Source organism: Microbacterium sp. 71-23, from assembly GCF_001897265.1.
Classification (GTDB): Bacteria; Actinomycetota; Actinomycetes; order Actinomycetales; family Microbacteriaceae; genus Microbacterium; species Microbacterium ginsengisoli.
Window position 1 is genome coordinate 205,354 of the sequence record NZ_MKSL01000011.1, and the last position, 24,579, is coordinate 229,932.

Annotated in this window: 25 protein-coding genes; 11 read left to right on the forward strand and 14 right to left on the reverse strand. The window is 69.8% G+C overall.

The genetic code is table 11. The annotated features are described in order from the left end of the window. Nucleotides 1–9: 9 nt before the first annotated feature. Together BGO15_RS03525 and BGO15_RS03530 are read left to right on the forward strand one after the other, a co-directional pair. Nucleotides 10–2,052: a sensor histidine kinase gene (locus tag BGO15_RS03525; RefSeq protein WP_056210185.1), complete on the forward strand. Its 2,043-nt coding sequence runs from the start codon at nt 10–12 to the stop codon at nt 2,050–2,052. Beyond that, nucleotides 2,049–2,819, forward strand: a complete 771-nt coding sequence (locus tag BGO15_RS03530; RefSeq protein WP_200930933.1) for an MBL fold metallo-hydrolase — start codon at nt 2,049–2,051, stop codon at nt 2,817–2,819. Before BGO15_RS03525 ends, BGO15_RS03530 begins: the two co-directional genes overlap by 4 nt. 18 nt (nt 2,820–2,837) lie before the next feature. On the opposite strand, the gene BGO15_RS03535 is transcribed toward BGO15_RS03530, so the two are convergent. From BGO15_RS03535 to BGO15_RS03570, 8 genes are all read right to left on the reverse strand, one after another. Continuing rightward, nucleotides 2,838–4,430, reverse strand: a complete 1,593-nt coding sequence (locus BGO15_RS03535; protein WP_056519130.1) for an AMP-binding protein — start codon at nt 4,428–4,430, stop codon at nt 2,838–2,840. A gap of 136 nt (nt 4,431–4,566) precedes the next feature. Then, nucleotides 4,567–5,028, reverse strand: a complete 462-nt coding sequence (locus BGO15_RS03540) for a SixA phosphatase family protein (RefSeq protein WP_045248615.1) — start codon at nt 5,026–5,028, stop codon at nt 4,567–4,569. Then, nucleotides 5,025–5,378 carry a gamma-glutamylcyclotransferase family protein gene (locus tag BGO15_RS03545; protein ID WP_137878005.1) on the reverse strand — a complete coding sequence of 118 codons (354 nt, stop codon included), beginning with the start codon at nt 5,376–5,378 and terminating at the stop codon, nt 5,025–5,027. The genes BGO15_RS03540 and BGO15_RS03545 overlap by 4 nt, the downstream gene beginning before the upstream one ends. Before the next feature lie 9 nt (nt 5,379–5,387). Beyond that, the gene (locus tag BGO15_RS03550) at nt 5,388–6,662 is read right to left on the reverse strand and encodes a DUF445 domain-containing protein (RefSeq protein WP_056210180.1); all 1,275 of its coding nucleotides are present in this window, start codon (nt 6,660–6,662) and stop codon (nt 5,388–5,390) included. A gap of 5 nt (nt 6,663–6,667) precedes the next feature. Beyond that, nucleotides 6,668–7,825 carry an acyl-CoA dehydrogenase family protein gene (locus BGO15_RS03555; protein ID WP_056210178.1) on the reverse strand — a complete coding sequence of 386 codons (1,158 nt, stop codon included), beginning with the start codon at nt 7,823–7,825 and terminating at the stop codon, nt 6,668–6,670. After that, nucleotides 7,822–8,577, reverse strand: coding sequence for an alpha/beta fold hydrolase (locus BGO15_RS03560; protein ID WP_056210373.1), 756 nt, complete (start codon nt 8,575–8,577; stop codon nt 7,822–7,824). Before BGO15_RS03560 ends, BGO15_RS03555 begins: the two co-directional genes overlap by 4 nt. Nucleotides 8,578–8,651: 74 nt before the next feature. Next, the gene (locus BGO15_RS03565) at nt 8,652–9,566 is read right to left on the reverse strand and encodes an intradiol ring-cleavage dioxygenase (RefSeq protein ID WP_235557418.1); all 915 of its coding nucleotides are present in this window, start codon (nt 9,564–9,566) and stop codon (nt 8,652–8,654) included. Nucleotides 9,567–9,654: 88 nt separating this feature from the next. Continuing rightward, nucleotides 9,655–10,887 carry an MFS transporter gene (locus BGO15_RS03570; RefSeq protein WP_056210176.1) on the reverse strand — a complete coding sequence of 411 codons (1,233 nt, stop codon included), beginning with the start codon at nt 10,885–10,887 and terminating at the stop codon, nt 9,655–9,657. A 415-nt stretch (nt 10,888–11,302) separates the two neighbouring features. On the opposite strand from BGO15_RS03570, the gene nrdH reads away from it, so the two are divergent. From nrdH to nrdF, 4 genes are read left to right on the forward strand one after another with little or no spacing between them, the layout of a single operon-like run. Next, nucleotides 11,303–11,536, forward strand: coding sequence for a glutaredoxin-like protein NrdH (gene nrdH / locus BGO15_RS03575; RefSeq protein ID WP_045248621.1), 234 nt, complete (start codon nt 11,303–11,305; stop codon nt 11,534–11,536). 3 nt (nt 11,537–11,539) lie between these two features. Then, entirely contained in the window at nt 11,540–12,007 is a 468-nt protein-coding gene (gene nrdI, locus BGO15_RS03580) for a class Ib ribonucleoside-diphosphate reductase assembly flavoprotein NrdI (RefSeq protein ID WP_045248622.1), read from the forward strand. Further along, on the forward strand, nt 11,989–14,145 hold the full coding sequence (gene nrdE, locus BGO15_RS03585; RefSeq protein ID WP_056210174.1) for a class 1b ribonucleoside-diphosphate reductase subunit alpha: 2,157 nt from the start codon (nt 11,989–11,991) through the stop codon (nt 14,143–14,145). The genes nrdI and nrdE overlap by 19 nt, the downstream gene beginning before the upstream one ends. 34 nt (nt 14,146–14,179) lie before the next feature. Beyond that, nucleotides 14,180–15,154 (forward strand): class 1b ribonucleoside-diphosphate reductase subunit beta, encoded by a 975-nt coding sequence (nrdF, locus tag BGO15_RS03590; protein WP_045248624.1) that lies wholly within the window; start codon nt 14,180–14,182, stop codon nt 15,152–15,154. 67 nt (nt 15,155–15,221) lie between these two features. Here the strand turns inward: nrdF and BGO15_RS03595 are convergent, their stop codons facing one another. Next, complete coding sequence (locus BGO15_RS03595; protein ID WP_056210171.1) at nt 15,222–15,701, reverse strand: hypothetical protein; 480 nt, start codon at nt 15,699–15,701, stop codon at nt 15,222–15,224. Between the two features lie 143 nt (nt 15,702–15,844). On the opposite strand from BGO15_RS03595, the gene BGO15_RS03600 reads away from it, so the two are divergent. Together BGO15_RS03600 and BGO15_RS03605 are read left to right on the forward strand one after the other, a co-directional pair. Continuing rightward, nucleotides 15,845–16,273 (forward strand): MarR family winged helix-turn-helix transcriptional regulator, encoded by a 429-nt coding sequence (locus BGO15_RS03600; RefSeq protein ID WP_045248626.1) that lies wholly within the window; start codon nt 15,845–15,847, stop codon nt 16,271–16,273. Between the two features lie 64 nt (nt 16,274–16,337). After that, nucleotides 16,338–16,805 (forward strand): DUF3817 domain-containing protein, encoded by a 468-nt coding sequence (locus BGO15_RS03605; protein ID WP_056210169.1) that lies wholly within the window; start codon nt 16,338–16,340, stop codon nt 16,803–16,805. 81 nt (nt 16,806–16,886) lie between these two features. Here BGO15_RS03605 and BGO15_RS03610 read toward each other — a convergent pair whose 3' ends face one another. Beyond that, entirely contained in the window at nt 16,887–17,039 is a 153-nt protein-coding gene (locus BGO15_RS03610; RefSeq protein ID WP_048808808.1) for a hypothetical protein, read from the reverse strand. A gap of 84 nt (nt 17,040–17,123) precedes the next feature. Here BGO15_RS03610 and BGO15_RS03615 point away from each other — a divergent pair, with 84 nt between their 5' ends. Continuing rightward, nucleotides 17,124–17,912: an LLM class flavin-dependent oxidoreductase gene (locus BGO15_RS03615; protein ID WP_056210167.1), complete on the forward strand. Its 789-nt coding sequence runs from the start codon at nt 17,124–17,126 to the stop codon at nt 17,910–17,912. 47 nt (nt 17,913–17,959) lie between these two features. On the opposite strand, the gene BGO15_RS03620 is transcribed toward BGO15_RS03615, so the two are convergent. Next, nucleotides 17,960–19,327 (reverse strand): MFS transporter, encoded by a 1,368-nt coding sequence (locus BGO15_RS03620; protein WP_056210165.1) that lies wholly within the window; start codon nt 19,325–19,327, stop codon nt 17,960–17,962. Nucleotides 19,328–19,493: 166 nt separating this feature from the next. On the opposite strand from BGO15_RS03620, the gene BGO15_RS03625 reads away from it, so the two are divergent. Then, complete coding sequence (locus BGO15_RS03625; protein ID WP_045248630.1) at nt 19,494–19,877, forward strand: DoxX family protein; 384 nt, start codon at nt 19,494–19,496, stop codon at nt 19,875–19,877. Between the two features lie 48 nt (nt 19,878–19,925). On the opposite strand, the gene BGO15_RS03630 is transcribed toward BGO15_RS03625, so the two are convergent. Both BGO15_RS03630 and BGO15_RS03635 read right to left on the reverse strand, forming a co-directional pair. Next, nucleotides 19,926–20,786: an NYN domain-containing protein gene (locus BGO15_RS03630; protein ID WP_056210163.1), complete on the reverse strand. Its 861-nt coding sequence runs from the start codon at nt 20,784–20,786 to the stop codon at nt 19,926–19,928. Next, the gene (locus BGO15_RS03635; RefSeq protein ID WP_056210160.1) at nt 20,786–21,769 is read right to left on the reverse strand and encodes a Gfo/Idh/MocA family protein; all 984 of its coding nucleotides are present in this window, start codon (nt 21,767–21,769) and stop codon (nt 20,786–20,788) included. Before BGO15_RS03635 ends, BGO15_RS03630 begins: the two co-directional genes overlap by 1 nt. A 53-nt stretch (nt 21,770–21,822) precedes the next feature. On the opposite strand from BGO15_RS03635, the gene BGO15_RS03640 reads away from it, so the two are divergent. Then, the gene (locus BGO15_RS03640) at nt 21,823–23,151 is read left to right on the forward strand and encodes a M20/M25/M40 family metallo-hydrolase (protein ID WP_056519128.1); all 1,329 of its coding nucleotides are present in this window, start codon (nt 21,823–21,825) and stop codon (nt 23,149–23,151) included. A 78-nt stretch (nt 23,152–23,229) separates the two neighbouring features. Here BGO15_RS03640 and BGO15_RS03645 read toward each other — a convergent pair whose 3' ends face one another. Then, nucleotides 23,230–24,534, reverse strand: coding sequence for an O-acetylhomoserine aminocarboxypropyltransferase/cysteine synthase family protein (locus tag BGO15_RS03645; protein WP_056210159.1), 1,305 nt, complete (start codon nt 24,532–24,534; stop codon nt 23,230–23,232). Nucleotides 24,535–24,579 lie beyond the last annotated feature (45 nt).

Consider the following 24,579-nt stretch of genomic DNA (forward strand, 5'->3'; position numbering starts at 1 on the left):
CCTCAGCCCATGACCCGCCCGAGCCTTGCGCTGATCATGCGCAGGCTCCCTTTCGCGGCGCGTCTGATCACGGTGATCGGCCTTGTGCTGCTCTCGGGCGTTCTCGGGGCCGTGTTCGCCGGCATGCAGAGCGGTCCGGCGGCCACGGCGTGGTGGTGGCCGGCCGCCGGTGTCGCGGTCGCCGCTGTCGTCACGGCCGACCGCCGCAGCCGCTTCTGGGTGCTGCTGGGCATCGCGGCGGTGACCGCCGCGGCATCCGCCAGCGCCGGTCGCGGACCCGCTTTCGTCGTGCTGGGCGCGATCGGCGCGGCCTTCGAGGTGTGGATCGTCGCGACCGCCGTCGCCCCCGGCGACGACGAGCCGCGCCTGTCCACCCTGCTGGACGTCGGGCGATTCCTCGCCGCTGCCGCCGTGGGCGCCCTCGTCGTCGGCGGATGCCTCGGCCTCGGCGCCGCACTGTCGGGTGGCGCATTCCTGCCCACGCTGCTCTCGACCAGCGCCTCCCACATCTCCGCGGTCGTGCTGATCACCCCGTTGGCGCTGCTCAACCGCCTGCGCAAGCGCACCGCGTCGGCCCAGACCGTGGTGCTCCTCAGCCTGGCGCTGCTGGCGGCGGTCGTGGCCGCCTTCTCGCCGCTGAACGCGAACCCGCTCGCCTTCCTGCCCGTGCCGATCCTGGCGTGGGCCGCGTTCAGCGAATCCATGTTCGTGGCCTTCACCCAGTTCGTCGGCACGATCGTCGCCGTGGTCGCGCTCACGGCGATCGGCGGTGGGCCGTTCGCTCATCCGGCCGGCGGGATGAGCACCGGAACGCTGCTGCAGATCTACTCCTTCGCGCTCGCTGCCACGACGCTCGGCATCGGTGCCACCCGAAACGAGCGACGCCTACTGCAGGACCAGACCGAGGGTCTGCTGCGGCTTCTGCGCGATGCGTTCGAGCGCGCCAACAACGGGTTCGCGATCCTCCAGGAGGTCGAGGGCGGACGCTACGCGGTCATCGAGATCAACGCGGTCGCCTCGACGATCCTCCGCAGTTCGTTCGCGCAGCTGCAGAAGCACGACTGGATCGTCGTGCCGCGTTCTCCGCTGCACCGGCAGCTCGCGTCCCTCGGGGCGGACGAGGCGCGGGTGCTCGACTGGGAGCTCGTCGAATCGGACAGCATCCCGGCGACCGTGTCGATCGAATCTCTCTCGCGCTCGGGCTACGGCCGCGTCTACCTCATCTCCGTCGTCGATCTCCGGCCGCTCCGCGATGCCGAGGCAGCGATCGAGCGGCGACTGCAGCGGGAACGTCAGGTCGTCGACACGCTGCGGGCCCTCAACCGTGAGAAGGACGACTTCGTGGCGAGCGTCAGCCACGAGCTGCGCACCCCGGTCACCTCGATCATCGGCTTCACCGAGGAGCTCGCCGACCTCATCACCGACCCGGTGCAACGCGACTTCGTGCTCATCGTCCACCGCAACGCCGAGCGACTGCTCGACGTCGTCGAGAACATCCTCGCTCTGTCGAAGGAGCGTCGGGCGGCCGAACGCGAGAGCGACAGCGTCGCCGTCGATCTCGAGCAGCTGCTGCGGGAGTGCATCTCAGACCTCACGATCAACCTGCGCGGCCAGAAGGCGACGATCTCCGCCGACCTGACCCCCGGAATCGTCGTGCACGGCCGTCCCGGCGACCTCGCACGCCTCTTCCTGAACCTCCTCACCAACGCGGTGAAGTTCTCGCCGCCCGGTGGTCTGGTCGAGGTGTCTGCGCAGCGGTCGTCGGGCCAGGTGACGGTGCAGATCCGCGACCAGGGCCCGGGCATCGATGAGGTCGACCTGCCTCGTGTGTTCGACCGCTTCTACCGCAGCTCGTCGGCGACAGCGGCGGGGGTGTCGGGCACGGGCCTCGGGCTCGCGATCGTGCAGGAGCTGGCCGCCGAACTCGGGGCCACCGTCGCGCTCACCCGTGGCCACGACGACGTCGGCACGGTCGCCACGGTCTCGCTTCCCGCTCTCGACCCGGTGCGCCACGCGGAGCCGGTCGGTCCCACGTCGGCGAAGGGCGCGTGAGCGCCGGCAGTCTGCGAGTCATCCACATCGGCGGACCGACTGTTCTGCTGCAGCTCGGTGGCCTTTCGCTGCTCGTCGATCCCACCTTCGATCCGCCGGGCGAGGTGGGCTCCGCGACCCGCACGCTCACCAAGCTGCGCGGGCCGGCGCTCGAGGCCACCGCGCTCCCGCCGCTCGACGCGGTGCTGCTCTCCCACGACCAGCACGCCGACAATCTGGATGCCGCGGGTCGCGCCGTGCTCGCCACCGCACCGATCGCGCTCACGACGCCGCTGGCCGCTGAGCGACTCGGTCAGCCTGCCCGCGCGCTCGAGCCGTGGGAGTCGGTCACTCTTGTCGGCGAGAGGTCCGAGGTCACCGTCACCGCCGTGCCGGCCCGCCACGGCCCGATCGGCAGCGAGCCCGTGATCGGCCCCGTGACCGGTTTCGTGCTCACCGGCGACGGTCTCCCGACGGTCTACGTCAGCGGCGACAACTCCGCGCCGGAGCTCGTCGAGGAGATCGCCGCCCGCGTGCCGCCGGTCGACGTCGCCGTGCTCTTCGCCGGAGCCGCGCGCACGCCGTCGGTCGACGGCGCCCTCACCCTCACCGCGACCGACGCGGTCGCCGCCGCCCGAGCCATCGGCGCGCCGGTCGTCGTGCCCGTGCACACCGAGGGGTGGGCGCACTTCAGCGAGAGCACCGACGACCTCGTGCAGGCGTTCGCGGCGGCAGGGCTGGGCGCCCTCCTGCGGGTGCCGGAGCGCGGCATCCCGTTCGAGATCTGACCCGCGCTCCGGATCGCCTCAGGCCCCGACGGACTCCCGCGCGCGCAGATCCTTGCGCAAGATCTTCCCCGACGTCGACTTCGGGATCTGGTCGATGAACTCCACCCGCCGCACCTTCTTGTGCGGGGCGACGTGCTCGGCGACGAACGCCTTCACGTCGTCCTCGGTGAGCCCCGAATCGGGCGCCGCGACAACGAACGCCTTCGGGATCTCCTCATGCTCGTCGTCGAGCACACCGATGACCGCGGCATCCATGATCTTCGGATGGCTCAGCAGAAGCGCCTCGAGCTCCGCCGGAGCGATCTGGTAGCCGTGGTACTTGATGAGCTCCTTGGCGCGGTCGACGATCGCGTAGTAGCCGTCGCGATGAACGACGGCGACATCGCCGGTGTGCAGGAACCCGTCGGCATCCAAGGTCTCGGCGGTGGCATCGGGACGGCCGAGGTACCCGAGCATCACGTTCGGACCCTTGACCCACAGTTCGCCCCGTGCGGTGAACCCGTCGGCGCCGAACTCGGTGATCTCCTCGCCCGTCTCGGTGTCGACGAGCTTGCAGTCGATGTTCGGAAGCGGCACGCCGACGGAGCTGATCGGCACGTCGGTGCGGTCGACGGGGGTGGCGTGCGACACGGGGCTGAGCTCGCTCATGCCGTATCCCTGCAGCATCCTCGCGTGCAGTCGGCGCGCGGCCGCGGCACCCGTCTCGGCGTCGAGGGGTGCGGCGCCCGAGAAGATCGAGTGCACGCTCGAGATGTCGTACTGGTCGACGATCGGATGCTTCGCGAGCGCCACCGCGATGGGCGGCGCGATGAAGATGAACGTGCACCCGTAGGTCTGGATGTTCGAGAGGAACTCGACCAGATCGAACCGCGGCATCGTGACGAGGCTCGCGCGCTGCTTGAGGGCCATGTTCAGCAGCACCGTCATGCCGTAGATGTGGAAGAACGGCAGCACCGCGAGCACACGGTCGTCGTGGCCGAGCTCGATGATCACCCGCGACTGGGCGACGTTCGCGACCAGGTTGCGGTGCGTGAGCATGACGCCCTTGGGCACGCCGGTGGTTCCCGACGAATAGGGGAGCGCTGCGACGTGCGTCGCGGGGTCGAACGTCACCTCCGGCGCGGGCTCGCCGGCCGTCAGCAGATCGCGCAACGACGGATGCCGCGGCGCACCGTCGAGCACGACGAGATGCTCGTCGTCGATGCCCACCGCGGCGGCGGCGGCGCCACCCGAGGGAAGGAGCGGGCCGACGGTGAACAGCCACGTGGCGCCGGCGTCGCGCAGCTGCTTGGCGACCTCGTCGGCCGTGTACAGCGCATTGATCGTGGTGACGGTGGCGCCGGCGCGGAGCGCTCCGTGGAAGACGGTCGCGAACGCCGGGATGTTCGGGCTCAGCAGCCCCACGACCGAACCCACGCCGACCCCGCGCGCCGCGAGCGCACCGGCCACCGCATCGACCTGATCGCGCAACCCGCCGTAGGTCGTCTCGGTGCCCGACGCCGGGTCGATGAGGGCCACACGCTCGAGCTCGTCGTCGGTGAGTGAGGCGAACAGGTAGTCGTAGACGCTGAGATCAGGGATGTCGATCGGATCGAACGGGCTGTGGAACACGGGCTTCTCCTTCGAAGACGTGCGGTGCGGTGGCGGCGTCGCCGGCGCGTGGTGAGGCCATCATGCCATTCCCGCCGCGGGCTGTGGGACTGAGTTCCCCGAGCGTTGGGACTGCGTTCCCTCTCCGGCGGCGGCATCACTCCGGATGTCGGAACCAGATGCGATCGGGGTCGGTCGCCGATGCGACATCCCAATCGTCGTCGTCCCACGAGAACGCGGCCACGGCGCACGGCACCATCCCGCCGATCTCGTTCGACGAGAGGCTGCGCGCGAGCATCGCGATACCCGGGTTGTGGGCGACGATCATGACGGATGCCACGCCGAGCCCGACGGCGGCGTCGAGTAGCGTGCGCGGCCCCGCACCGTAGAGCGCCGGCGCGGTGCGCACCGGTGCGCCCAGCGCGGCGCCGAACATGGCCGCGGTCGCCCGGGTGCGGCGGGCGGTGCTCGCAAGGATCAGATCGGGCTGCCAGCCGGCCTCGAGGGTGGCGGCCGCCATCGCCTCCGCCTCGAGCGCCCCGCGGGCCGTCAGCGGTCGATCGTGATCGTCGGGGCCGTCCGCGGCACTCGCGTGCCGCACGAGCAGGAGGGTCGTCATGCCGACACGTAGACCCAGGCCGTGCGGCCGCTCGACAGGCGTGCCGGGACCCGGCGGTACAGCGGCGATTCGTACTCGTCGGCGGCATCGACCTCCGCGGGCGTCAGCGCGTAGGCCAGACCCGTCACCTTGTCGCCGAGAGAGCCGGTCGGGCGTACGACCGGCTGCACCGACACGCGCGCGGATCCGCGTCCGCGGGTGTCGAGCACCTCGAGATAGTCGACCGTGTAGCCGGGGAGGAGATCGGGCTCGCCGTCGGGCGCGCGTCCGAAGACCTCCAGCTGCACCCCCCGCTGCTGCAGCGTGCCGTAGCTGAAGACGATGTCACCGACGACGGATGCCTCGCCCATGACGTCAGGCTAGTGGCCGACGAGCGCCTGGGCCACGGTGAAGATGCCCAGACCCGCCAGAGCACCCACGATCGTGCCGTTGAGGCGGATGTACTGGAGGTCGCGCCCGACCATCAGCTCGATCTTCTCGGTGGTCTCGGCCGGGTCCCAACGTTCGACCGTGTCGGTGATGATGGACGCGATGTCGTGGCGGTAGCGCTCGACGAGGAACACGGCCGCGTCGGTGATGAAGCCGTCGACGCGGCGCCGGAGCGCGTCATCCGTCGCGAGTCGCGCGCCCAGGTCTGCGATCGCGAGGGCCGCGCGCCGCCGCAGACCGCTGTCGGGATCGGCGAGGGCCGCGAGCAGCCCGCGCTTGGCGGTCGCCCATGCCTCACCCGCGAGCTCGCGCACGCGCGGCGAATCGAAGACCGCCGCCTTCGCGCCTTCGAACCGTGCGATCGTGTCGGGATCGTGCTGCAGACGGTCGGCGAGCCGGCCCAGGTATCCGTCGATCGCATGCCGGGCGGGATGCTCGGGGTCGGCGCGCACCGCGGCCACGAACTTCACCGCCTCCGAATACGCCGCGTCGTCGACGAGGCGATGGGCGATGCGTGGCACCCACCCCGGCAGTCGACGCGACAGCAGGCCCTCGAAGCTCTCGCGGTGCTCGGTGAGCCACTCGCCGATGCTGTCGGCCGCGAGGTCGACCGCGGCGTGGTGCGCACCCGTCTGCGTCAGCCGCTCGAGCCAGCCGCCCGTCGGCGCCGCCCACTCGGGGGCGATGAGATGCGTGCGAGCGAGGTCCTCGATGATCTCGCGCACATCGTCGTCGCTGAGCGCGCGCACGATTCCGGCGACCATCGTGGATGCCTCCGCCACCACACGCTCCGCGTGCGCGCTCTCGCGCAGCCACGCGCCCGCGCGCTCGGCGATCCGGGTGCTGGTGAGCTTCGTGCGCACGATCTCGCCCGACAGGAAGTTCGTCTCGACGAACTCGCCCAGCGTGCGGCCGATCTCGTCCTTGCGCGTCGGGATGATCGCCGTGTGGGGGATGGGGAGCCCGAGCGGGCGGCGGAACAGTGCCGTCACCGCGAACCAGTCGGCCAAGGCCCCGACCATTCCGCCCTCGGCGGCCGCGCGAACATAGGCGAGCGCGGGCACCGTGGCCTGCAACGGGAAGGAGATCGCGAACAGCACCGCCATCGCCAGCAGCGCCGCGAGCGCCACCGCCTTCATGCGCCGCAGCGCCCGCCTCCGCGCCTGATCGGCGGGGCTCAGCGCCGCGAGGGGGGTGCGCGGCATCCGTCTCAGCTCTCGAGTGGGCCGAGCCAGGCGCTGGCGGCCGTCGCGTGTGCCGACTCGGGGTCGGACGGGTGGAACTGACCGGCGAGTACGTCGCGGTAGAGCCGGCCGAGCTCGGAACGCGTGAAGTACGACGAGCCGCCCGCGACCAGGATCGCGTCGTCGACGACCGACTTCGCCATCACGACCGCGCGGTGCTTCACCCCCGACAGCAGCGTGAACCACCGCGGCCCGTGCGGGGCGTTCGCATCGACGTCTCGGGCGATCGAGGCGAGCTCGGTCGGCAGGGCGTCGTAGCGCAGCCCCATGTCGGCGATGCGCCAGCGGATGTCGGGATCCTGCGCATAGGTCGTGCCGCTCTTCTTCGACGTGCGGGTCTTCGCGGTCGCCACCGCGAGGTCGAGCGCCCGTCGGGCCAGTCCGGTGTAGACCGAGCCCAGCAGGATCTCGAAGACGCTGAAGATGCCGAACACGATCGGGTCGGGGTTGGGTCCCGGCGCGACCCGGCGCACCACGCGGTCGGCGGGGGCGACGGCGCTGTGCAACTCGGTCGTGCGCGACTGGGTGCCGCGCATCCCGACGGTGTCCCAGTCGTCACGGGTGACGACAGCGTCCGAGCGCGGGACGAACGCGTAGACGAGTTGTGGTGCGTCCGCGGACGTGGTGTCGAGACCGTGCAGCCCGAGATTCGTCCACACGGCGGCGAGCGAGGTGAAGATCTTGGTTCCGGTGAACGCGTAGCCACCGTCGGCCAGCGGCTCGGCGACCGTGTCGCTGCCGAACAGCACGAGATCGTTGCCGGCCTCGCTGATGCCGAACGCGAAGACCTCGCCGCGCACGGCGCCCTCCTGCACGAACCGCAGGTCGTCGATGCCGCGGTCGGCGAGCACCTTCGCCACACCCGTCCAGACGAGGTGCATGTTGATCGCGAGGGCCGTGGCGGGCGCGGCCGTCGCGAGCCGCTGCTGCAGCAGGGATGCCTCGGCGAGCCCCAGCCCGCCGCCGCCGAGCGCGCTCGGCACCAGGATCGACAGGTAGCCGGCCGCCGCCAGCTCGTCGAGGTCCTCCTGAGGGAACACGTTGTCGTGATCGACCTGCGCGGCGCGCCCGCGGATGCGCTCGATCAGGTCGTCCGGAAGCCAGGCGGCCGCATCGAAGGTCATGATGCGAGCCCGTCGAACAGCGCCGCGAGCGTCTCTGCCGGCTTGTCGCGATGCAACGAGTGCCCGGCGCCCTCGATGACCCGCACGCTCACGTGCGGGTTGGCCGCCACGAGCTCGTCGATCGCCGGGCCGGTGAACAGGCTGTTCACGGCGGGGTCGGCGGCCAGCACGAGGGTGGGCACGGTGAGGGCGAGGAACGCCTCGCGCACGTCCCAGTCGGGGTTCTGCACCGCGGTCTGGTCGGTACCCCACGTCGACGCCTGTCGCAGCGATGTCACCTTGGCTTCGACATCGTTCGGATGCCACGTCGGGTTCGCCGCCCGCACGCCCTCGACGGTTGGCGCGGCGAACGAGGCCGCGTTGCCGGCCTGCACGGCGGCGCGCTGCTCGGGCGTGAGGTGGATGGCCGGGTCGACCAGCACGAGGTGACGCGCCCAGCGGGGGTGGGTCGCCTGGGCGAGGGTCGCCGAGGCGCCGCCGAGCGAATGGCCGATCACGAGGTCCCAGCCGCCCTCGCGGCGCACGTGCGCGACATCCGTGCCGTAGGCCGCCAGGGTGTAGTCGGTCGAACGGGGTGCGAGGCCGTGGCCCCGGAGATCGACGGCGACGGCGTACCAGCCGGCCTCGGCGAGGGCCGTGCCGAACAGCCACATGAGCGGGCCGTTGGATCCGAGTCCGTGGATGAGCAGCGCGTGGCGCTCGGCTCCGGGATCGCCCCACGCAATGCGGGGGAGGGTGACGGGTGCGGGCATGATCCGAGCGTACGGCCTCGACGTGCCGGGGCTGCCCGGTCGCGTCACCTGCCGACCGCGGCCGCCCCGGCCGGTCACACGCCGATCGTGAGGGCCGCGGTGTAGCCCGCGGCGACGTCGCCCGACATGGTCGCGATCTGGTGGATGCCGCCGTCATCGCCGAACACGTTGTCGCTTTTCAGAGAGACCTGCGATGCGTTGCGCACGCTCTGCTCGTAGCCGCTCGTCGCGTAGACGACCACGTTGGTCTCCTCGGGCAGCGCGATCTGAGACGTCTTCACGATCGGTCCTGAGGCGACCGCGGTCGCGACGTCGTCGTAGACCTCGAAGTGGATGTGCGGCCACCGACCCGAGTAGCACGCTGGGTAGATGGAGGTGAAGGAGACCGTGCCGGCGGCATCCGTCTCCTGCACCCCGCGCAGATAGTTCTCGTCGGTGATGCCCCGGCTGTACAGGGAGTAGTTGCCGTCGCGGTCGCAGTGCCAGAGATAGACGCCCTTGCCGGAGAGCGCAGCGCCCGTGTCGGCGTCCCGCACGGTGAGACGGATCGTGAGCGGCACGCCGTCGGCGACCGTCGTCGACGACCCGAAGCTCGCCCGGATGTCGCTGCGCACGATGCCCGAGGCCGTCAGCACGTCGATGCCGTTCGAGCCATCGGCGGGATACGGGCCCGCCGTCTCGTCGGGAACCTCGTCGAGCGAGTCGGATGCCGCGGCATCCGTCGTGGCCGATGCCGTCGCCTGCGGGGTGGCGGTCGTCGACGACGCGGCGCCCGACGACGAGGCCGACTGGATGCCGCACGCCGTCAGCAGCGACGTCATCGCGAGGCCGCCGAAGATGCCGAGCGCGCGCCGTCGGTCGACGAGGGTGCGGATGTCGTAGACGAGGCCGCGGTGGTCCTCGTCGATGGGAGCGCCGTCGGCGTCGAGCCAGCGGTCGGGATCGGCGGTGCGGGCAGAGATGTCGGCGTCGGGGGTGCGGTCGGCCACGGGGCATCCTCTCGTCGGGGGTGATGCCCCCAGTGGAACCGACGCCGGTTGGTCGCGCCTACGTGGATGCTGTGTGTCGTCTATGCGCTCAGGTGATGATCGCGTTCGGCTCGGTGTCGGGCAGCGGGCTCGGATCGCGGTGTCTCAGATCGGGGAACGCCCGCACGAACACCGCCGCCACGATCGCGCCGAGGAGCGCGAACGCACCGGCCGCGGCGTACGCGCCCACCGCGCCGGTGCCGTCGATCAGGAAGCCGGCGATGGCGGAGCCCGCGGCGCCGCCGATGAGCTGCCCCGTGCCGATCCAGCCGTACGCCTCGGCCGTGTCGCTGAACTTCACGCTCGCAGAGGTCATCGCGAACAGCACCGCGAGGGCGGGCGCGATGCCGATGCCCGCGATGATCAGCGTCGCGCTCGTGCCGACGGGGGAGAGGATCGGGTCGCCGCTGAACAGGGCGAAGGCGATGACCGTGAGCACGAGACCGGTCGCCACGACCGTGAGGCGCCGGGCCATCGCCCACGGCGCCATCGGGGCGTGGCCGAGGGAGAGACCGCCCGCGAGGCTGCCGATCGAGAACACGGCGAGCACGATGCCCGCCTCGAACCCGCCGTGGCCGTAGGAGGCGACGACGCTCGCCTCGACCGCCGCGCACGCACCGATCAGCAGGAACCCGATCACCGTCGCGAGCAGCACCGTCGGACGCGCGAGCACCTTGCCGAACCGGCGCTTGCTGCGCGGGATGCGCACGCGCCCGACTTCGGGCGACAGGATGAACCACGATCCGCCGCCGACGAGGATCACGACGATCAGCAGCAGCGCGGGCACGGTGCCGACCTGCGTCGCCACGAGGGTGATCGCCACCGGGGCGACGATCCAGATGATCTCCTGCAGCGACGCGTCGAGCGAGTAGAGCGGGGTGAGCTGACGTGAGGTCACGAGCTTCGGATAGATCGTGCGGGCGGCCGACTGGATCGGCGGCGTCGACAGACCCGTGATGAGTCCGAGGGCGACGTAGGCGGGCAGCACCATCTGGCCGAGCGCGATGACCGTGAGACAGATCGCGCAGATCGTCATGGTGAGGGTCAGGACCTTGCGCATGCCCCACATGCCCATCCAGCGGCTCGTCACCGGACCCGACACCGCCTGACCGATGGATGTCGCGGCCAGCACGAGGCCCGCGGCGCCGTAGGAGCCGGTCACGTGTTCGATGTGCAGGAGGATCGCGAGGCTCGTCATGCCGTTCGGGAACCGCGCCGTCAGCTGCGCGGCGATGATGCGGATCACGCCCGGAGTGCGCACCAGTTCCCGATATCCCGCCACCCCTCCACGCTATCGCCCGCGGCAGACGTTCTCGGCGCCCCGGGTGGCCGCCGCCGGGGCGGTGTGCTCCGCCGTGGAGGGTCTGCCGGGCGCGATGCGCGACACGCCGACACGGCGTGTCGGATCCATCCCCAGTGTCGGAGGTGCCGCCTACGGTCGTCGCTGTGGACAGTCGGCGTTCACAGCCTGCTGATGCCCGGAATTCAGCGGTTCTTCAGGGTCTGGACACCTCGTCGGCCTGTGGATGAATCGGTGGACAACCTGTGATCGGAGTGGGGAGTGCGGTGGAAAATCACACGGTTGTAACTACTACCCCTTGTGGTTGACCCCAATGTCGGCACCCATATGTAGTATTGAGGTCCCGGCGCCGGTGGGTGCTGGATTACTGGGGATTTGAGGGGAGAACAGGGTTCACATGGCCATCACCGTTTACACGAAGCCGTCGTGCGTGCAGTGCACCGCGACCTACCGCGCGCTGGACTCGAAGGGCATCGCCTACGAGGTTCACGACCTCTCGCAGGACCCGGAGGCGCTCGAGCAGGTCAAGGCGCTCGGCTACCTCCAGGCTCCCGTCGTCGTCACCGACGAGGGCCACTGGTCGGGCTTCCGTCCCGACAAGATCGACGAGCTCGCGTCCCGCCTGGCGTGAGTCATGGCGACCGCGACGCTCCATGGCAGCAGCGCGGTAGCCGCCGCGGATGACACCGCGCCCCTGCTCGTCTACTTCTCGAGCGTGTCCGGCAACACGGCGCGTTTCATCGAGAAGCTCGGCAGGCGGTCCGTCCGCATCCCCCTGAGAGCAGGCGAGCCGACGCCCCGCGTCGATGAGCCTTTCGTCCTGGTCACCCCCACCTACGGGGGAGGCCAGGGCCGGGGCGAGGAACACGGCGCCGTTCCGAAGCAGGTCATCCGCTTCCTGAACGACGCCCACAACCGCTCCTACATCCGCGGAGTCATCTCCGCGGGCAACACCAACTTCGGCGAGTCGTTCTGCCTCGCCGGCGAGATCATCAGCCGCAAGTGCCACGTGCCGCACCTGTATCGGCTGGAGCTTTTCGGCACGCCAGAAGACGTCGAGCGCATCAGCGAAGGACTGGAACGATGGTGGACACAGCACTGACCGAGACCCACTTCAAGACCGAGCCGAAGTTCGAGGGGATGGATTACCACTCCCTGAACGCGATGCTCAACCTGTACGACGCCGACGGGAAGATCCAGTTCGACGCCGACAAGCGCGCTGCGCGGGAGTACTTCCTGCAGCACGTGAACCAGAACACGGTGTTCTTCCACTCCCTCAAGGAGCGCCTCGACTACCTCGTCGAGAAGGAGTACTACGAGCCCGAGGTGCTGGGCAAGTACCCGTTCGCGTTCGTCGAGGAGATCCACCACCGCGCGTACGGCAAGAAGTTCCGGTTCGACACCTTCCTCGGTGCGTTCAAGTACTACACGAGCTACACGCTGAAGACGTTCGACGGCAAGCGCTACCTCGAGCGCTTCGAGGACCGTGTCGTCATGACCGCCCTCGGACTCGCCGACGGCGACCAGGACCTGGCGAACAACCTCGTGGACGAGATCATCTCGGGTCGCTTCCAGCCCGCCACGCCGACCTTCCTCAACACCGGCAAGGCCCAGCGCGGCGAGCTCGTCTCGTGCTTCCTGCTGCGCATCGAGGACAACATGGAGTCGATCGCCCGCGGCATCAACTCCGCGCTGCAGCTGAGCAAGCGCGGTGGCGGCGTCGCGCTGCTGCTGTCGAACATCCGCGAGGCCGGCGCCCCGATCAAGCAGATCGAGAACCAGTCCAGCGGCATCATCCCCGTCATGAAGCTCCTCGAAGACAGCTTCAGCTACGCGAACCAGCTGGGTGCGCGTCAGGGTGCGGGTGCCGTGTACCTCTCGGCGCACCACCCCGACATCATGAAGTTCCTCGACACCAAGCGCGAGAACGCCGACGAGAAGATCCGCATCAAGACGCTGTCGCTCGGTGTCGTCGTGCCTGACATCACGTTCGAGCTCGCCAAGAACGACGAGGACATGTACCTCTTCTCGCCGTACGACGTCGAGCGCGTCTACGGTGTGCCGTTCGGTGACATCTCGGTCAGCGACAAGTACCGCGAGATGGTCGACGACCCGCGTATCAAGAAGTCGAAGATCAACGCCCGCGAGTTCTTCCAGACCCTCGCGGAGATCCAGTTCGAGTCGGGCTACCCCTACATCATGTTCGAGGACACGGTGAACCGGGCCAACCCCATCAAGGGCCGGATCAACATGTCGAACCTGTGCAGCGAGATCCTGCAGGTCAACACCCCCACGACCTACAACGAGGACCTCTCCTACGCCCAGGTCGGCAAGGACATCTCGTGCAACCTAGGTTCGCTCAACATCGCGCTCGCGATGGACGGCGGCGACCTCGCCCGCACGGTCGAGACCTCGATCCGCGGCCTCACCGCGGTCAGCGACCAGAGCCACATCCGTTCAGTGCGCTCGATCGAGGACGGCAACGACCGGTCGCACGCGATCGGCCTCGGCCAGATGAACCTGCACGGCTTCCTCGCCCGCGAGCACATCCACTACGGCTCGCCCGAGGGTCTCGACTTCACGAACATCTACTTCTACACCGTGCTCTTCCACGCACTGCGGGCGTCCAACCGCATCGCGATCGAGCGCGGTCAGACGTTCGAGGGCTTCGCCGACTCGACCTATGCGTCGGGCGAGTTCTTCGACAAGTACATCGACCAGGAGTGGGCGCCGCAGACGGCTCGCGTCGTCGAGCTGTTCGACGGCCACCACATCCCGACGCAGGACGACTGGCGCGAGCTGAAGGCCTCGGTGCAGCAGCACGGCATCTACAACCAGAACCTGCAGGCCGTGCCGCCGACCGGATCGATCTCGTACATCAACAACTCGACGTCGTCGATCCACCCGATCGCCTCGAAGATCGAGATCCGCAAGGAGGGCAAGCTCGGGCGCGTCTACTACCCGGCACCCTTCATGTCGAACGAGAACCTCGAGTACTACCAGGACGCCTACGAGATCGGCTACGAGAAGGTCATCGACACGTACGCCGCCGCCACGCAGCACGTCGACCAGGGGCTCTCGCTGACGCTGTTCTTCAAGGACACCGCCACCACGCGCGACATCAACAAGGCGCAGATCTACGCGTGGAAGAAGGGCATCAAGACCATCTACTACATCCGTCTGCGCCAGATGGCCCTCGAGGGCACCGAGGTCGAGGGCTGCGTCAGCTGCACGCTGTGAGCCCCCGCGACGAGAAGACGAGGAAGAACGGACGATGAGCGAGAAGCTCCAGCTCCTGAACAAGGTCCAGGCCATCAACTGGAACCGCATCGAGGACGACAAGGACGTGGAGGTGTGGAACCGCCTCACGGGCAACTTCTGGCTGCCCGAGAAGGTGCCGCTCTCCAATGACGTGCAGTCGTGGGCGACGCTGACCCCGGAAGAGCAGCAGCTCACGATGCGGGTGTTCACCGGCCTCACCCTGCTCGACACGATCCAGGGCACGGTGGGTGCGGTCTCGCTCATCCCCGACGCGCTGACCCCGCACGAGGAGGCCGTCTACACGAACATCGCGTTCATGGAGTCGGTGCACGCCAAGAGCTACTCGTCGATCTTCTCGACGCTGTGCTCCACGAAGGAGATCGACGAGGCGTTCCGCTGGTCGATCGAGAACGAGAACCTGCAGCGCAAGGCTCAGATCGTCATGGACTACTACCGCGGCGACGAACCCCTCAAGCGCAAGGTGGCCTCGACGCTGCTCGAGTCGTTCCTCTTCTATTCGGGCTTCTACCTGCCGATGCACTGGTCGAGCCGCGCGAAGCTCACCAACACCGCCGACATGATCCGCCTCATCATCCGCGACGAGGCCGTGCACGGCTACTACATCGGCTACAAGTTCCAGCGGGGACTCGAGAAGGTGGACGAGGCAACCCGTCAGGAGCTGAAGGACTACACCTTCTCGCTGCTGTACGAGCTTTACGACAACGAGGTGCAGTACACGCAGGACCTCTACGACGGCGTCGGTCTCACCGAGGACGTCAAGAAGTTCCTGCACTACAACGCCAACAAGGCGCTCATGAACCTCGGCTACGAGGCCATGTTCCCCTCGACGGTGACCAACGTCAGCCCGGCGATCCTCTCGGCACTGTCGCCCAACGCCGACGAGAACCACGACTTCTTCTCCGGCTCGGGCTCGTCGTATGTCATCGGCAAGGCTGTCGCGACCGAGGACGACGACTGGGACTTCTGATCCCGTCCGAACGGCGAGGGCCCCGCGAGTGTGACACTCGTGGGGCCCTCGCCGTCGGCGGAGGCACTCAGGATGACGCCTTCGCGACCACGTAGTTCGCCACGAACGCTCCGCTCGTCGAGGGGTCCGGACCCCACGTGATCACGACGCTCCACTGCGATGAGGCGAGGTGCTGCACGTGATTGCCGTCGGAGGAGAAGTCGCCGTCGAGTGAGTAGCCGGCGGACTTCAGCTTGTCTACGGCGCTGGTGATCGCGGCTTCGCTCGACGTCTGCACGATGATCGAGTAGCCGCCGTTGACGGAGACCGAGGTCGTGATCTTGCCCTCGGGTGCGGGGATGTCGCTCGGCCACCCGGAGGGCAGAGAGCCGCTGGTGGAGACGTTGACGCCCGCATCGGCGGCGGCGGATGCGGCGGCGCTGGCGACTCCCGCAGCCTGGCTGGCGACGGCGGCTCCCTGCTGGACGAGCGCGGACACCTGTCCGCAGCCGGCGAGGGCGAACGCCACGGCGACGGTGGCGGGGAGGACGAGATAACGGGGTGACATCGGGACTCCTCATGCGTGTGGTGACGGGGGTGACGAGGCCGAGTGTTCCATGGGTGCACGGATCGCGCATGGGGAGAGTGGCGACTTCCGTCTGCCCGCGGGGCACCGTGCCACGGGCCGCGGGCCGGTCTAGCATGGCTGTCATGTCTGAACGCCCCCCCTTCAGCCCGGTGATCTCCCTGTTGACGATGTCGTCGATCTGGGACGGGCAGCTCGGCGCGGCGCTGAAGGACCTGGGTCTCACCACGCGGAAGTACGGTCTGCTGGCGCACATCCGGGCGACGCCGGGCATCTCGTTCAGTGAGCTGGCCCGCCGCTCCCAGATCACGGTGCAGACCGCCCACACTGCCGTCCGCGCGCTCGCCGATGACGGCATGGTCGCCGACGGCACGGCTCATGCCGGCTCGGCGTCCGATCTGCGCGTCACGGAGAAGGGTGACGCGGCCCTCGATGAGGCCGATGCCCGCCTCGCCCGCCTCGACCGCGACTTCGCGGCGGCGTTGCCGGCGTTGACGGACGCGCTGCAGGGGCTGCACGAGGAGCCGTTCGCAGGGATCCTTCAGGGTTCCTGAAGCCCTTCAGATAGACTGAAGGATGTCGCGGGAGCCGCGGCATCCGATCTCTGCTGGAGGACCCGTGTTCCGCACCCCGTCCGCACTGTTCCGCGTGCTTGCGATCGCCGAGGCGATCACCTGGACGCTTCTGATCACCGCCCTGATCGTGCGGGCGACCACGGGGGTCGCGGTCGCGGTGACGGTCGCCGGCGGCGTGCACGGCTTCGTCTTCCTGGCGTATGGCGCGACCGCCGTTCTCGTTGCGAAGAACCAGCGCTGGCATCCGCTGCGCGCCGTCGTGGCGATCGGGAGCGCGGTGATCCCCTACGCGACCATCCCGGCGGAGATCTGGTGGCTGCACCGCACCGGCGCGCTCGCGGGGGACTGGCGGCTGCACGCGGGGAGCGACCCGCGCGACGAGCGGTGGCACGACCGCCTCATGCGTGCGATGCTTCGTCGCCCCGGACTTCTTGCGGCTCTGCTCGTGGTGGCGGTCGTCGTTATCTTCACGGGGCTGCTGATCGTCGGCCCGCCCGGCGGAAAGGCCTGAGTCGGGCGAAGCGCCTGAGCCGGGCGAGCCGGCGGCGCGTCGGGCGGAGCGCCTGAGCCGGCCGGAAGACCCGCGCTGGGCCTACTTGGCGCGGGCGTGGATCGGGAGTGCGATCGCTGCCGACACCAGCAGGATGCCACCGAAGAAGATGATGGCCTGCAGGCCCGGCACCGCGAACGCGATACCGAAGCAGAACATGCCGAGCAGGAACAGCAGCAGCGCCACGATGAACATGGGTCTCCTTCGGGGGGATGGGACTTCCGACAGGATATCGGGCGCACGGCCCGCGCCGTGACCGGCGTGAGGCAAGCTTCCCCCATGACGACTCGACATGGAGACCTCTCCCTGGGCGTCGCAGGTGCCCTTGGCGCTGCGCGCATCGCGGACATCGCGGTGCGCGCGGAAGCCGCCGGCTTCGCGCGCCTCTGGGTGAACGACACCCCCGGCGGCGACGCGCTGGCGGGCCTGGCTGCGGCCGCCGAGCGCACGAGCAGCATCGGGCTCGCGACCGGCGTCGTGCCCATCGACCGGGTTCCCGCTCGCGGCCTTGCCGAGCGGGCGACGCAGATCGCCGGTGCCTCCGGCCGCCTCACGGTGGGGATCGGCTCGGGACGCCTGCGCGAGGGTGCGCTCGCGCAGGTCGCCGCGGCGATCGGCGAGTTGCGCGAAGCCGGGGTGCCCGTGCTCGTCGGCGCGCTGGGACCACGGATGCGGCGGCTCGCCGTGACCGCCTCCGACGGCGTGCTGCTCAACTGGCTCACGCCACGAGCCGCGGCGGATCAGACCGCTGCGCTGCACGAGATCGCGCCCGACGCGCACGTCGCGCTCTACGTGCGGTGGGCGCTCGAGCCGGCCGCCCGCGCCCGGCTCGACGACGAGGCATCCCGGTACGACCAGGCGCCGGGATACGCCGAGAACTTCGCCCGGCTCGGGTTCCGCGCCCACGACACCGTCCTCGCACCCGACTCGGCCGATGCGCCGGGGCGGGTGAGGGCCTATCGCGAGGCGCTGGACGAGGTGGTGCTGCGTGCGATCACCCCGACCGACGCTCCCCATGAGTTCGCGGCGCTCATCGATCGCGCGGGGCGATGGCTGGCAGACGCGTGACGGGGTGAGGGGGCGGATGCCGCGGCATCCGCCCCCTCACCCCGTTCTCAGACCCGCGCGCCCGCCGCGGGTGCCGCCGCCCGCCGCGCAGCGTCGATGCGGTCGAGCTCGTGGAGCGAGGTGCCGCGGGTCTCCCGCATCGTGAGCACGGTCACGAGCGTCACGATCGCGGCGATACCGAGGTAGATCGCCACCGGCAGGGGCGAGCCGAACGACGTCAGCAGCGCGGTCGCGATGATCGGTGCGAGCGACCCCGCGACGATCGAGGTGACCTGGTAGCCGAGCGACACCCCCGAGTAGCGCATGCGCGTGGGGAAGAGCTCCGCCATGATCGCGGGCTGCGGGGCGTACATGAACGAGTGGATGACGAGACCGAGGCAGATCGCGAGCACGATGACGAACGGGTCGCGCGTGTCGAACATCGGGAACGCGATGAATCCCCACGCGATCGCGAACACGGCGCCGATCGCGTAGACGGGCTTGCGGCCGATGCGATCCGACAGTCCTCCCACGATCGGGATGACGATCGTGTGCACGATGTGGGCGACGACCAGCAGGGTGAGGATCTCGGCCGTGTCCATGCCGAGCGCCACCTTGAGGTAGGTGATCGAGAAGGTCACGACGAGGTAGTACATGATGTTCTCCGCGAAGCGCAGGCCCATCGCGGTCAGGACGCCACGGGGGTACCGACGCAGCACCTCGAACACGCCGTATCGCGTGTCATCGGCCGCTGCCGCCTCACGCGCCTGCACGAAGATGGGAGCGTCGTCGACGCGGGTGCGCACGTAGTACCCGATCGCGACGATCACGACCGACAGCCAGAACGAGACGCGCCAGCCCCAGCCGAGGAACGCCTCGGGCGTGAGCGTGCGGCTGAGCACCAGCAGCACGATCGTGGCGAGCAGATTGCCGATCGGCACGGCCGCCTGGGGGAACGACGCCCAGAAGCCGCGGCGACGGTCGGGGGAGTGCTCGGCGACGAGCAGCACGCCGCCGCCCCATTCGCCGCCGACGGCGAAGCCCTGCAGGAATCGCAGGATCACCAGCAGCGCGGGAGCGAGGTAGCCGACCTGCTCGAAGGTGGGGAGGCATCCCATCAGGAACGTCGTGACGCCGACGAGGATGATCGCGAGCTGCAGCAGCTTCTTGCGGCCGTACTTGTCGCCGAAGTGTCCGAAGACGATGCCGCCGAGAGGGCGGGCGATGAAGCCGATCGCGTAGGTCACGAAGGCGGAGATGATGCCCGCGTACGGGTCGTTCGACGGCGGGAACATGACGACGTTGAACACGATCGTCGCGGCGGTGGCGTAGAGGAAGAACTCGTACCACTCGGCGACGGTGCCCGCCATCGATGCGGTGACGACCTTGCGTAGTCCGCTGGTCTTCGGTTCTGCGGGGGATGCGGCAGATGCCATGCGCTGATACCTCCTTGTAGGCGCAGGTGCGACGGATGTCGCGGCCCGAAGTTACCTGAAAGTCAATTCAGGTTTCAAGACCGGATGCCGCGTGTCGCCGTCCCCTGGATGAGAGTTCTCTCATCGACCCCTCGACATCGGCCGCTCGCCGCAGTGGAATGGGGTCATGCGCGTTGCAGCCCGATGGCTCCTCGGCGTCGCGATGGTCGTCGCCGGCGTCTCCCACCTCACGTTCCTGCGGTCGGACTTCCGAGCCCAGGTGCCCGAGACGATCGCCGAGCTGTCTCCGCTCGACGAGGATCAGATCGTGCTCGCATCGGGCGTGGTCGAGATCGCCCTCGGCACCGCCGTGCTCGCGGCCCGGCGCCGACGCGGACTCGTGGGCGCGGTGCTCGCCGCCTTCTTCGTGGCCGTGTTCCCCGGCAACCTCGCCCAGTTCGCCAACCAGCGCAGCGCGTTCGGGCTCGACACCGACGCGAAGCGGTTCATCCGACTTCTCTTCCAGCCGGTCCTCGTGGTCTGGGCGCTGTGGGCGACGCGCCGCGGGTGAACGGGGGCGCCGCACCCATCGGCCGAGCGGCCGGCGCTCGGGGGCGGATCAGCGCTTCGCGTCGACCAACCGGATACGCACGATGTTGTCGGTCTCGTCGAGTTCCGCGATCTCCGGATGCGCCAACACGAACTCGCTGAAGCTGCGGTGTCCGAGCGCCTTCTCGCTGAACGACGGGTCGAGGCGCAGCAGCAGCGCCTTCACGGCCGACGCGTGCTGCCACTGCGACGGGTCCTTGTCGTTCTCGAGGCGCAGCGCGCGTTCGAGCAGCTCGGCGGCCGGGTCGACCTGGCGCTTGCGGGCGCGCGGGCGTGAGGGAGCGGCATCCTTCTTCTGCTCGGGAGCCGCGACCCCCGGAAGCGAGTCGTACGAGTCGAAGCGGTCGCACGCGGCGGCCAGAGACTTCGCGGTCGATCCCGCCACCCCGACGCCGACCACGAAGCGTCCCAGGCGCTTGCAGCGCTGCGCGAGCGGCACATAGTCCGAGTCGCCCGCCGCGATCACGACGTGGGTGAGGTCGGGCAGGCGGAACATGTCCTCGACGGCGTCGACCGCGAGCCGGATGTCGGCGCCGTTCTTGCCGTAGGCGGCCGCGGGGAACAGCTGCACGAGATCGACCGCGCGCGCGACGAGCTGCGAGCGATACTCGGCGTTCACCGGGGCGGACCAGTCGGCGTAGGCGCGCACGAGCACCAGCGTGCCGAAGGACGTCGCATAGTCGATGATCGCGCCGATGTCGACGGTGGCGGCGGCGAGACGTTCGGCGACCTCGGTGTCGCCCGTGCCCTCGGCGATGCGGGTGCGGTCGCGGCTGTACGAGCCGCGGCCGTGCACCCGGTCGTACCAGCTGATGACGATGTTGTCGAAGTCGAGGTACACCGCCACGCGGGGCGTCGTGGAGTCGGGCATCAGCTCTCCCCGGGGTAGCTCACGCCGAGCTGCGAGCGGATGTCATCGAGCGCCGCCATGATCGCCACCGTCTCGTCGATCGGCAGCAGATCGCTGTCGCGCCCGCCGTCCGCGATGATGCGCTCGGCGGCCAGTGCCTGGTACTGCATGCCGCGCCCCGTGACGCGGTTCTCCCACGTCTCGGCGACCGTTCCGTCGGGGAGGGTGAGGCGCGCGGTCGTCGGCGTGTACCAGACGTGGTCGATGTCGATGCGGGCATCGGTGCCGATGACGTGCGCGACGTTCGGGCCGGCGGCCCGCGACGACGACAGCGTCGTCGCGATCGCGCCGCCGGCGTGGGTCGAGATCGTGGCGACCTCGGTGTCGGCGCCCGTCTCGCCGAGGCGTCCGCGGGCGACGAGGGATTCCGGTGCGCCCAGCAGATCCCACGCGAACGAGATCGGGTAGATGCCGAGGTCGAGCAGGGCGCCCCCGCCGAGCGCGAGCGCGTTGATGCGGTGCGACGGATCGGTCGGCAGCGACTGCGTGTGGTCGGCCGTCACCGTGCGCACCTCACCCAGCCGGCCGCCGCGCACGAGCTCGCGCACCCAGGCCATGTGGGGCAGATAGCGGGTCCACATGGCTTCCATCGCGAGCACGCCCGCCGAGCGCGCCGCGTCGCGCACGGCCGCCGCCTGCGCGGCATCCTGGGTGAACGCCTTCTCCACCAGCACGTGCTTGCCGTGCGCGATCGCCGCGAGGGCGTTCTCGGCGTGCAGCGGATGCGGCGTCGCGACATAGACGATGTCGACGTCCGGGTCTGCGACCAGCTCCTCATAAGACCCGTGCGCCCGCGGGATCTCGAACCGCTCGGCGAACCGCGCCGACGACTCGGCCGAGCGCGAGCCCACAGCCGCGACGTCCAGGCCCGCGTGCCGAAGGTCGGAGGTGAAGGATGTCGCGATCCCACCGGTCGCGAGGATGCCCCATCGAAGCCCGCTCATGCGTCGAGCGTAGCCCTGCGGCATCCTCTGGCGCGCGGTCGTAGGCTCGGGGGGTGACCACTGCGATCGACAGGTTCATCGAGCTGCTGCGCATCCCGACCGTGTCGTCGGTCGACGAGGAGAACGTCGACTGGGGGGTCTTCGCGACGTTCCGCTCCGCACTCGTCAAGCTCTACCCTCTCGTGCACGAACGACTCGAGGTGGAGCTGGTCGCCGGCCACGCGCTGCTGATCCGCTGGCCGGGACTCAGCTCCGGCGCCCCGCTCGTTCTCATGGCGCACCAGGACGTCGTGCCCGCAGACCCCGCCGAGTGGACGACCCCGCCCTTCTCTCCGACGGTGTTCGGCGAGGGCGAGGACGAGACGATCCGTGCGCGTGGCGCGATCGACGACAAGGGGGCGCTGGTCGCGATCCTCGAGGCCGTCGAGGCCCTGCTTGCCGACGGATTCTCGCCCGCGCGAGACGTCTACCTCGCCTTCGGGCACAACGAGGAGACCGCGGGCGACGGCGCCGGCGCGATCGTCGCCGTGCTCGACGAACGCGGCGTGCGGCCCGGCCTGGTGCTCGACGAGGGCGGCGCCGTCGTCGAGGGCGTGCTGCCGGGCGTCACGCGGCCGACCGCGATGATCGGCGTCGCCGAGCGCGGCGTCATGACCCTCACGCTCACCGTCGCCGAGGCCGGCGGGCACGCCTCCACACCGACGCGGATGCCCGCGACCGCTCGGCTCGCGCGCGCGATCGATCGTCTGCGCCGAACCCCGTTCCGCACTCGCATCACCCCGCCCGTGCGCGCGATGTTCGCCACGGCCGCGCAGGCGGCGCCGCCGGCGCTCGCCGCCGTGTTCCGCTCGCTCGGGTGGACGGGGCCCGTGCTTTCCCGGGCGCTGGCACTCCTCGGCCCCGAGACGAACGCGCTGGTTCGCACCACGGCCGTCGTCACCGAGCTGAGCGGGGCGACGGGCGAGAACGTGCTCGCCACGCGCGCCAGAGCGGTCGTCAACATCCGCCTTCTCCCGGGCGACACGGTCGAGGGAGTCACCCGGCACGTGCGGCGCGCCGTGCGCGACGACCGGGTCGAGGTCGAGGTGTTCCGCGCGTCGAACCCGTCGCCGGTCTCGCCGTGGCGCGGTGAGCCGTGGCAGCGTCTCTCGGCCGCCGTCCGGTCGGCTCTCGGTGACGACGTGCTGGCGACCCCGTACGTGCAGTTGGGGGCGAGCGACTCGCGGTTCTTCACCGCGATCAGCGAGCACGTCTACCGGTTCACGCCGTTCCACCTGACGCGCGCGGAGCGCGACTGCCTGCACGCTCCCGACGAGCGCATCCGCGTGCAGGTCTGGCTGCGCGGGATCGAGTTCTACCGCGACCTGCTGCGCGCGAGCTGACGTCGAAGCCGGCGGCGGGATCGCACCGGAGGCTGCGCGGCCGCCCGGCCGGGCCCGGGTCGCCGCGGCGGTCGGGTCTCAGCCGAGCGCCTGCACCAGGTCGGCGATGATCTCGTCGGGATCCTCGAGGCCGATCGACAGTCGCACGGTGGTCTCGGAGATGCCCGCCGCGGCTCGCTGATCGGGCGTCAGGTGGCTGTGGGTCATGGACGCCGGGTGGGCGACCATGCTGCGCGCGTCGCCGATGTTCGCGACGAGCCGCAGCAGCCGCAGCCGCTCGACGAACTGCTCGACGAGGGCGAAGTCGCCGTCGGCGTCCCCGGTCGAGACGAGGTCGACGGAGAACACGGATGCCGCACCCCGCGGAAGGTACGCGAGGGCCGCCGCGTGCCACGGGCTGTCGGGGAGCGATGGATGGTGCACCTTCGCGATGCGTGGGTGGTCGGCGAGGGCGGACGCGACCTTCTCGGCGCTCTCGCTGTGCCGGCCGAGCCTCAGGTCGAGGGTCTCGACGCCCTGCAGCAGCTGGAACGCGCTCGCCGCCGACAGCGTCGGACCGAGGTCGTGCACGTACTTCGTCTTGATCAGTGCGATGAAAGGCGACCCCCGCTCGCCGAACCGTTCGACGAGGCTGTCGCCGCCGGTGCCCGCGTAGGGCGCGGTCAGCTGCGGCCAGCGCTCGGGGTGCGCCGTGAAGTCGAACGTGCCGAGGTCGACGATCACGCCGCCGAGGGTCGAGCCGTGACCGCCGAGGAACTTCGTCGCCGAGTGCACGACGATGTCGGCGCCGAATTCCTTCGGGCGCTGCAGGGCCGGGGTCGCCACGGTGTTGTCGATCACGAGCGGAAGCCCCGCCGCGTGGGCGACCTCGGCGACCTCGCTCACCCGCAGCACCTGGGCGAGGGGGTTCGCGACCGACTCCGCGAACAGCACGCGCGTCGTCGGACGGATGGCCGCGCGCCAGGCGTCGATGTCGTCCTGGTCGACGAACGTCACCTCGATGCCCCAGTCGGGGAACGTGTCGTGCAGCAGGTCGACGGTGCCGCCGTAGAGCTGGCTGGCGGCGACGATGTGCTGTCCCTGGTGCACGAGGGCGAGGAGGGAGAGAGCGACCGCGGCCTGTCCCGAGGCGACGCCTGCGGCAGCGATGCCGCCCTCGAGAGCTGCGATGCGCTCCTCGAGCACGAGCACGGTGGGGTTTGCAGCGCGCGAGTAGATGTCGCCGTTCTTGCGCAGTGCAAACAGGTCACGCGCTTCGGCGAGCGAGGAGAACGCGAACGCGGCGGACTGGTAGATCGGCGGCACGGCGGTGTGCACCTCGGTGCGCGGGTCGTAGCCCGCCTGCACCTGGGCCGTCGCGAGCGAGCGTTCGGGGAGCGTCATGCGCTCATTGTCGCGGCTCGATCTTTGTGCCGCACCTTCGTGTGT

Coding starts and splice junctions, on each gene's coding strand:
- BGO15_RS03525 (WP_056210185.1), top strand. CDS start 10: ATGACCCGCCCGAGCCTTGCGCTGATCATGCGCAGGCTCCCTTTCGCG.
- BGO15_RS03540 (WP_045248615.1), bottom strand. CDS start 5,028: ATGACGACCCTCCTGCTCGTGCGGCACGCGAGTGCCGCGGACGGCCCC.
- BGO15_RS03545 (WP_137878005.1), bottom strand. CDS start 5,378: ATGGGCGAGGCATCCGTCGTCGGTGACATCGTCTTCAGCTACGGCACG.
- BGO15_RS03550 (WP_056210180.1), bottom strand. CDS start 6,662: ATGCCGCGCACCCCCCTCGCGGCGCTGAGCCCCGCCGATCAGGCGCGG.
- BGO15_RS03555 (WP_056210178.1), bottom strand. CDS start 7,825: ATGACCTTCGATGCGGCCGCCTGGCTTCCGGACGACCTGATCGAGCGC.
- BGO15_RS03560 (WP_056210373.1), bottom strand. CDS start 8,577: ATGCCCGCACCCGTCACCCTCCCCCGCATTGCGTGGGGCGATCCCGGA.
- nrdH (WP_045248621.1), top strand. CDS start 11,303: ATGGCCATCACCGTTTACACGAAGCCGTCGTGCGTGCAGTGCACCGCG.
- nrdI (WP_045248622.1), top strand. CDS start 11,540: ATGGCGACCGCGACGCTCCATGGCAGCAGCGCGGTAGCCGCCGCGGAT.
- nrdE (WP_056210174.1), top strand. CDS start 11,989: ATGGTGGACACAGCACTGACCGAGACCCACTTCAAGACCGAGCCGAAG.
- nrdF (WP_045248624.1), top strand. CDS start 14,180: ATGAGCGAGAAGCTCCAGCTCCTGAACAAGGTCCAGGCCATCAACTGG.
- BGO15_RS03595 (WP_056210171.1), bottom strand. CDS start 15,701: ATGTCACCCCGTTATCTCGTCCTCCCCGCCACCGTCGCCGTGGCGTTC.
- BGO15_RS03600 (WP_045248626.1), top strand. CDS start 15,845: ATGTCTGAACGCCCCCCCTTCAGCCCGGTGATCTCCCTGTTGACGATG.
- BGO15_RS03610 (WP_048808808.1), bottom strand. CDS start 17,039: ATGTTCATCGTGGCGCTGCTGCTGTTCCTGCTCGGCATGTTCTGCTTC.
- BGO15_RS03615 (WP_056210167.1), top strand. CDS start 17,124: ATGACGACTCGACATGGAGACCTCTCCCTGGGCGTCGCAGGTGCCCTT.
- BGO15_RS03620 (WP_056210165.1), bottom strand. CDS start 19,327: ATGGCATCTGCCGCATCCCCCGCAGAACCGAAGACCAGCGGACTACGC.
- BGO15_RS03625 (WP_045248630.1), top strand. CDS start 19,494: ATGCGCGTTGCAGCCCGATGGCTCCTCGGCGTCGCGATGGTCGTCGCC.
- BGO15_RS03630 (WP_056210163.1), bottom strand. CDS start 20,786: ATGCCCGACTCCACGACGCCCCGCGTGGCGGTGTACCTCGACTTCGAC.
- BGO15_RS03635 (WP_056210160.1), bottom strand. CDS start 21,769: ATGAGCGGGCTTCGATGGGGCATCCTCGCGACCGGTGGGATCGCGACA.
- BGO15_RS03645 (WP_056210159.1), bottom strand. CDS start 24,534: ATGACGCTCCCCGAACGCTCGCTCGCGACGGCCCAGGTGCAGGCGGGC.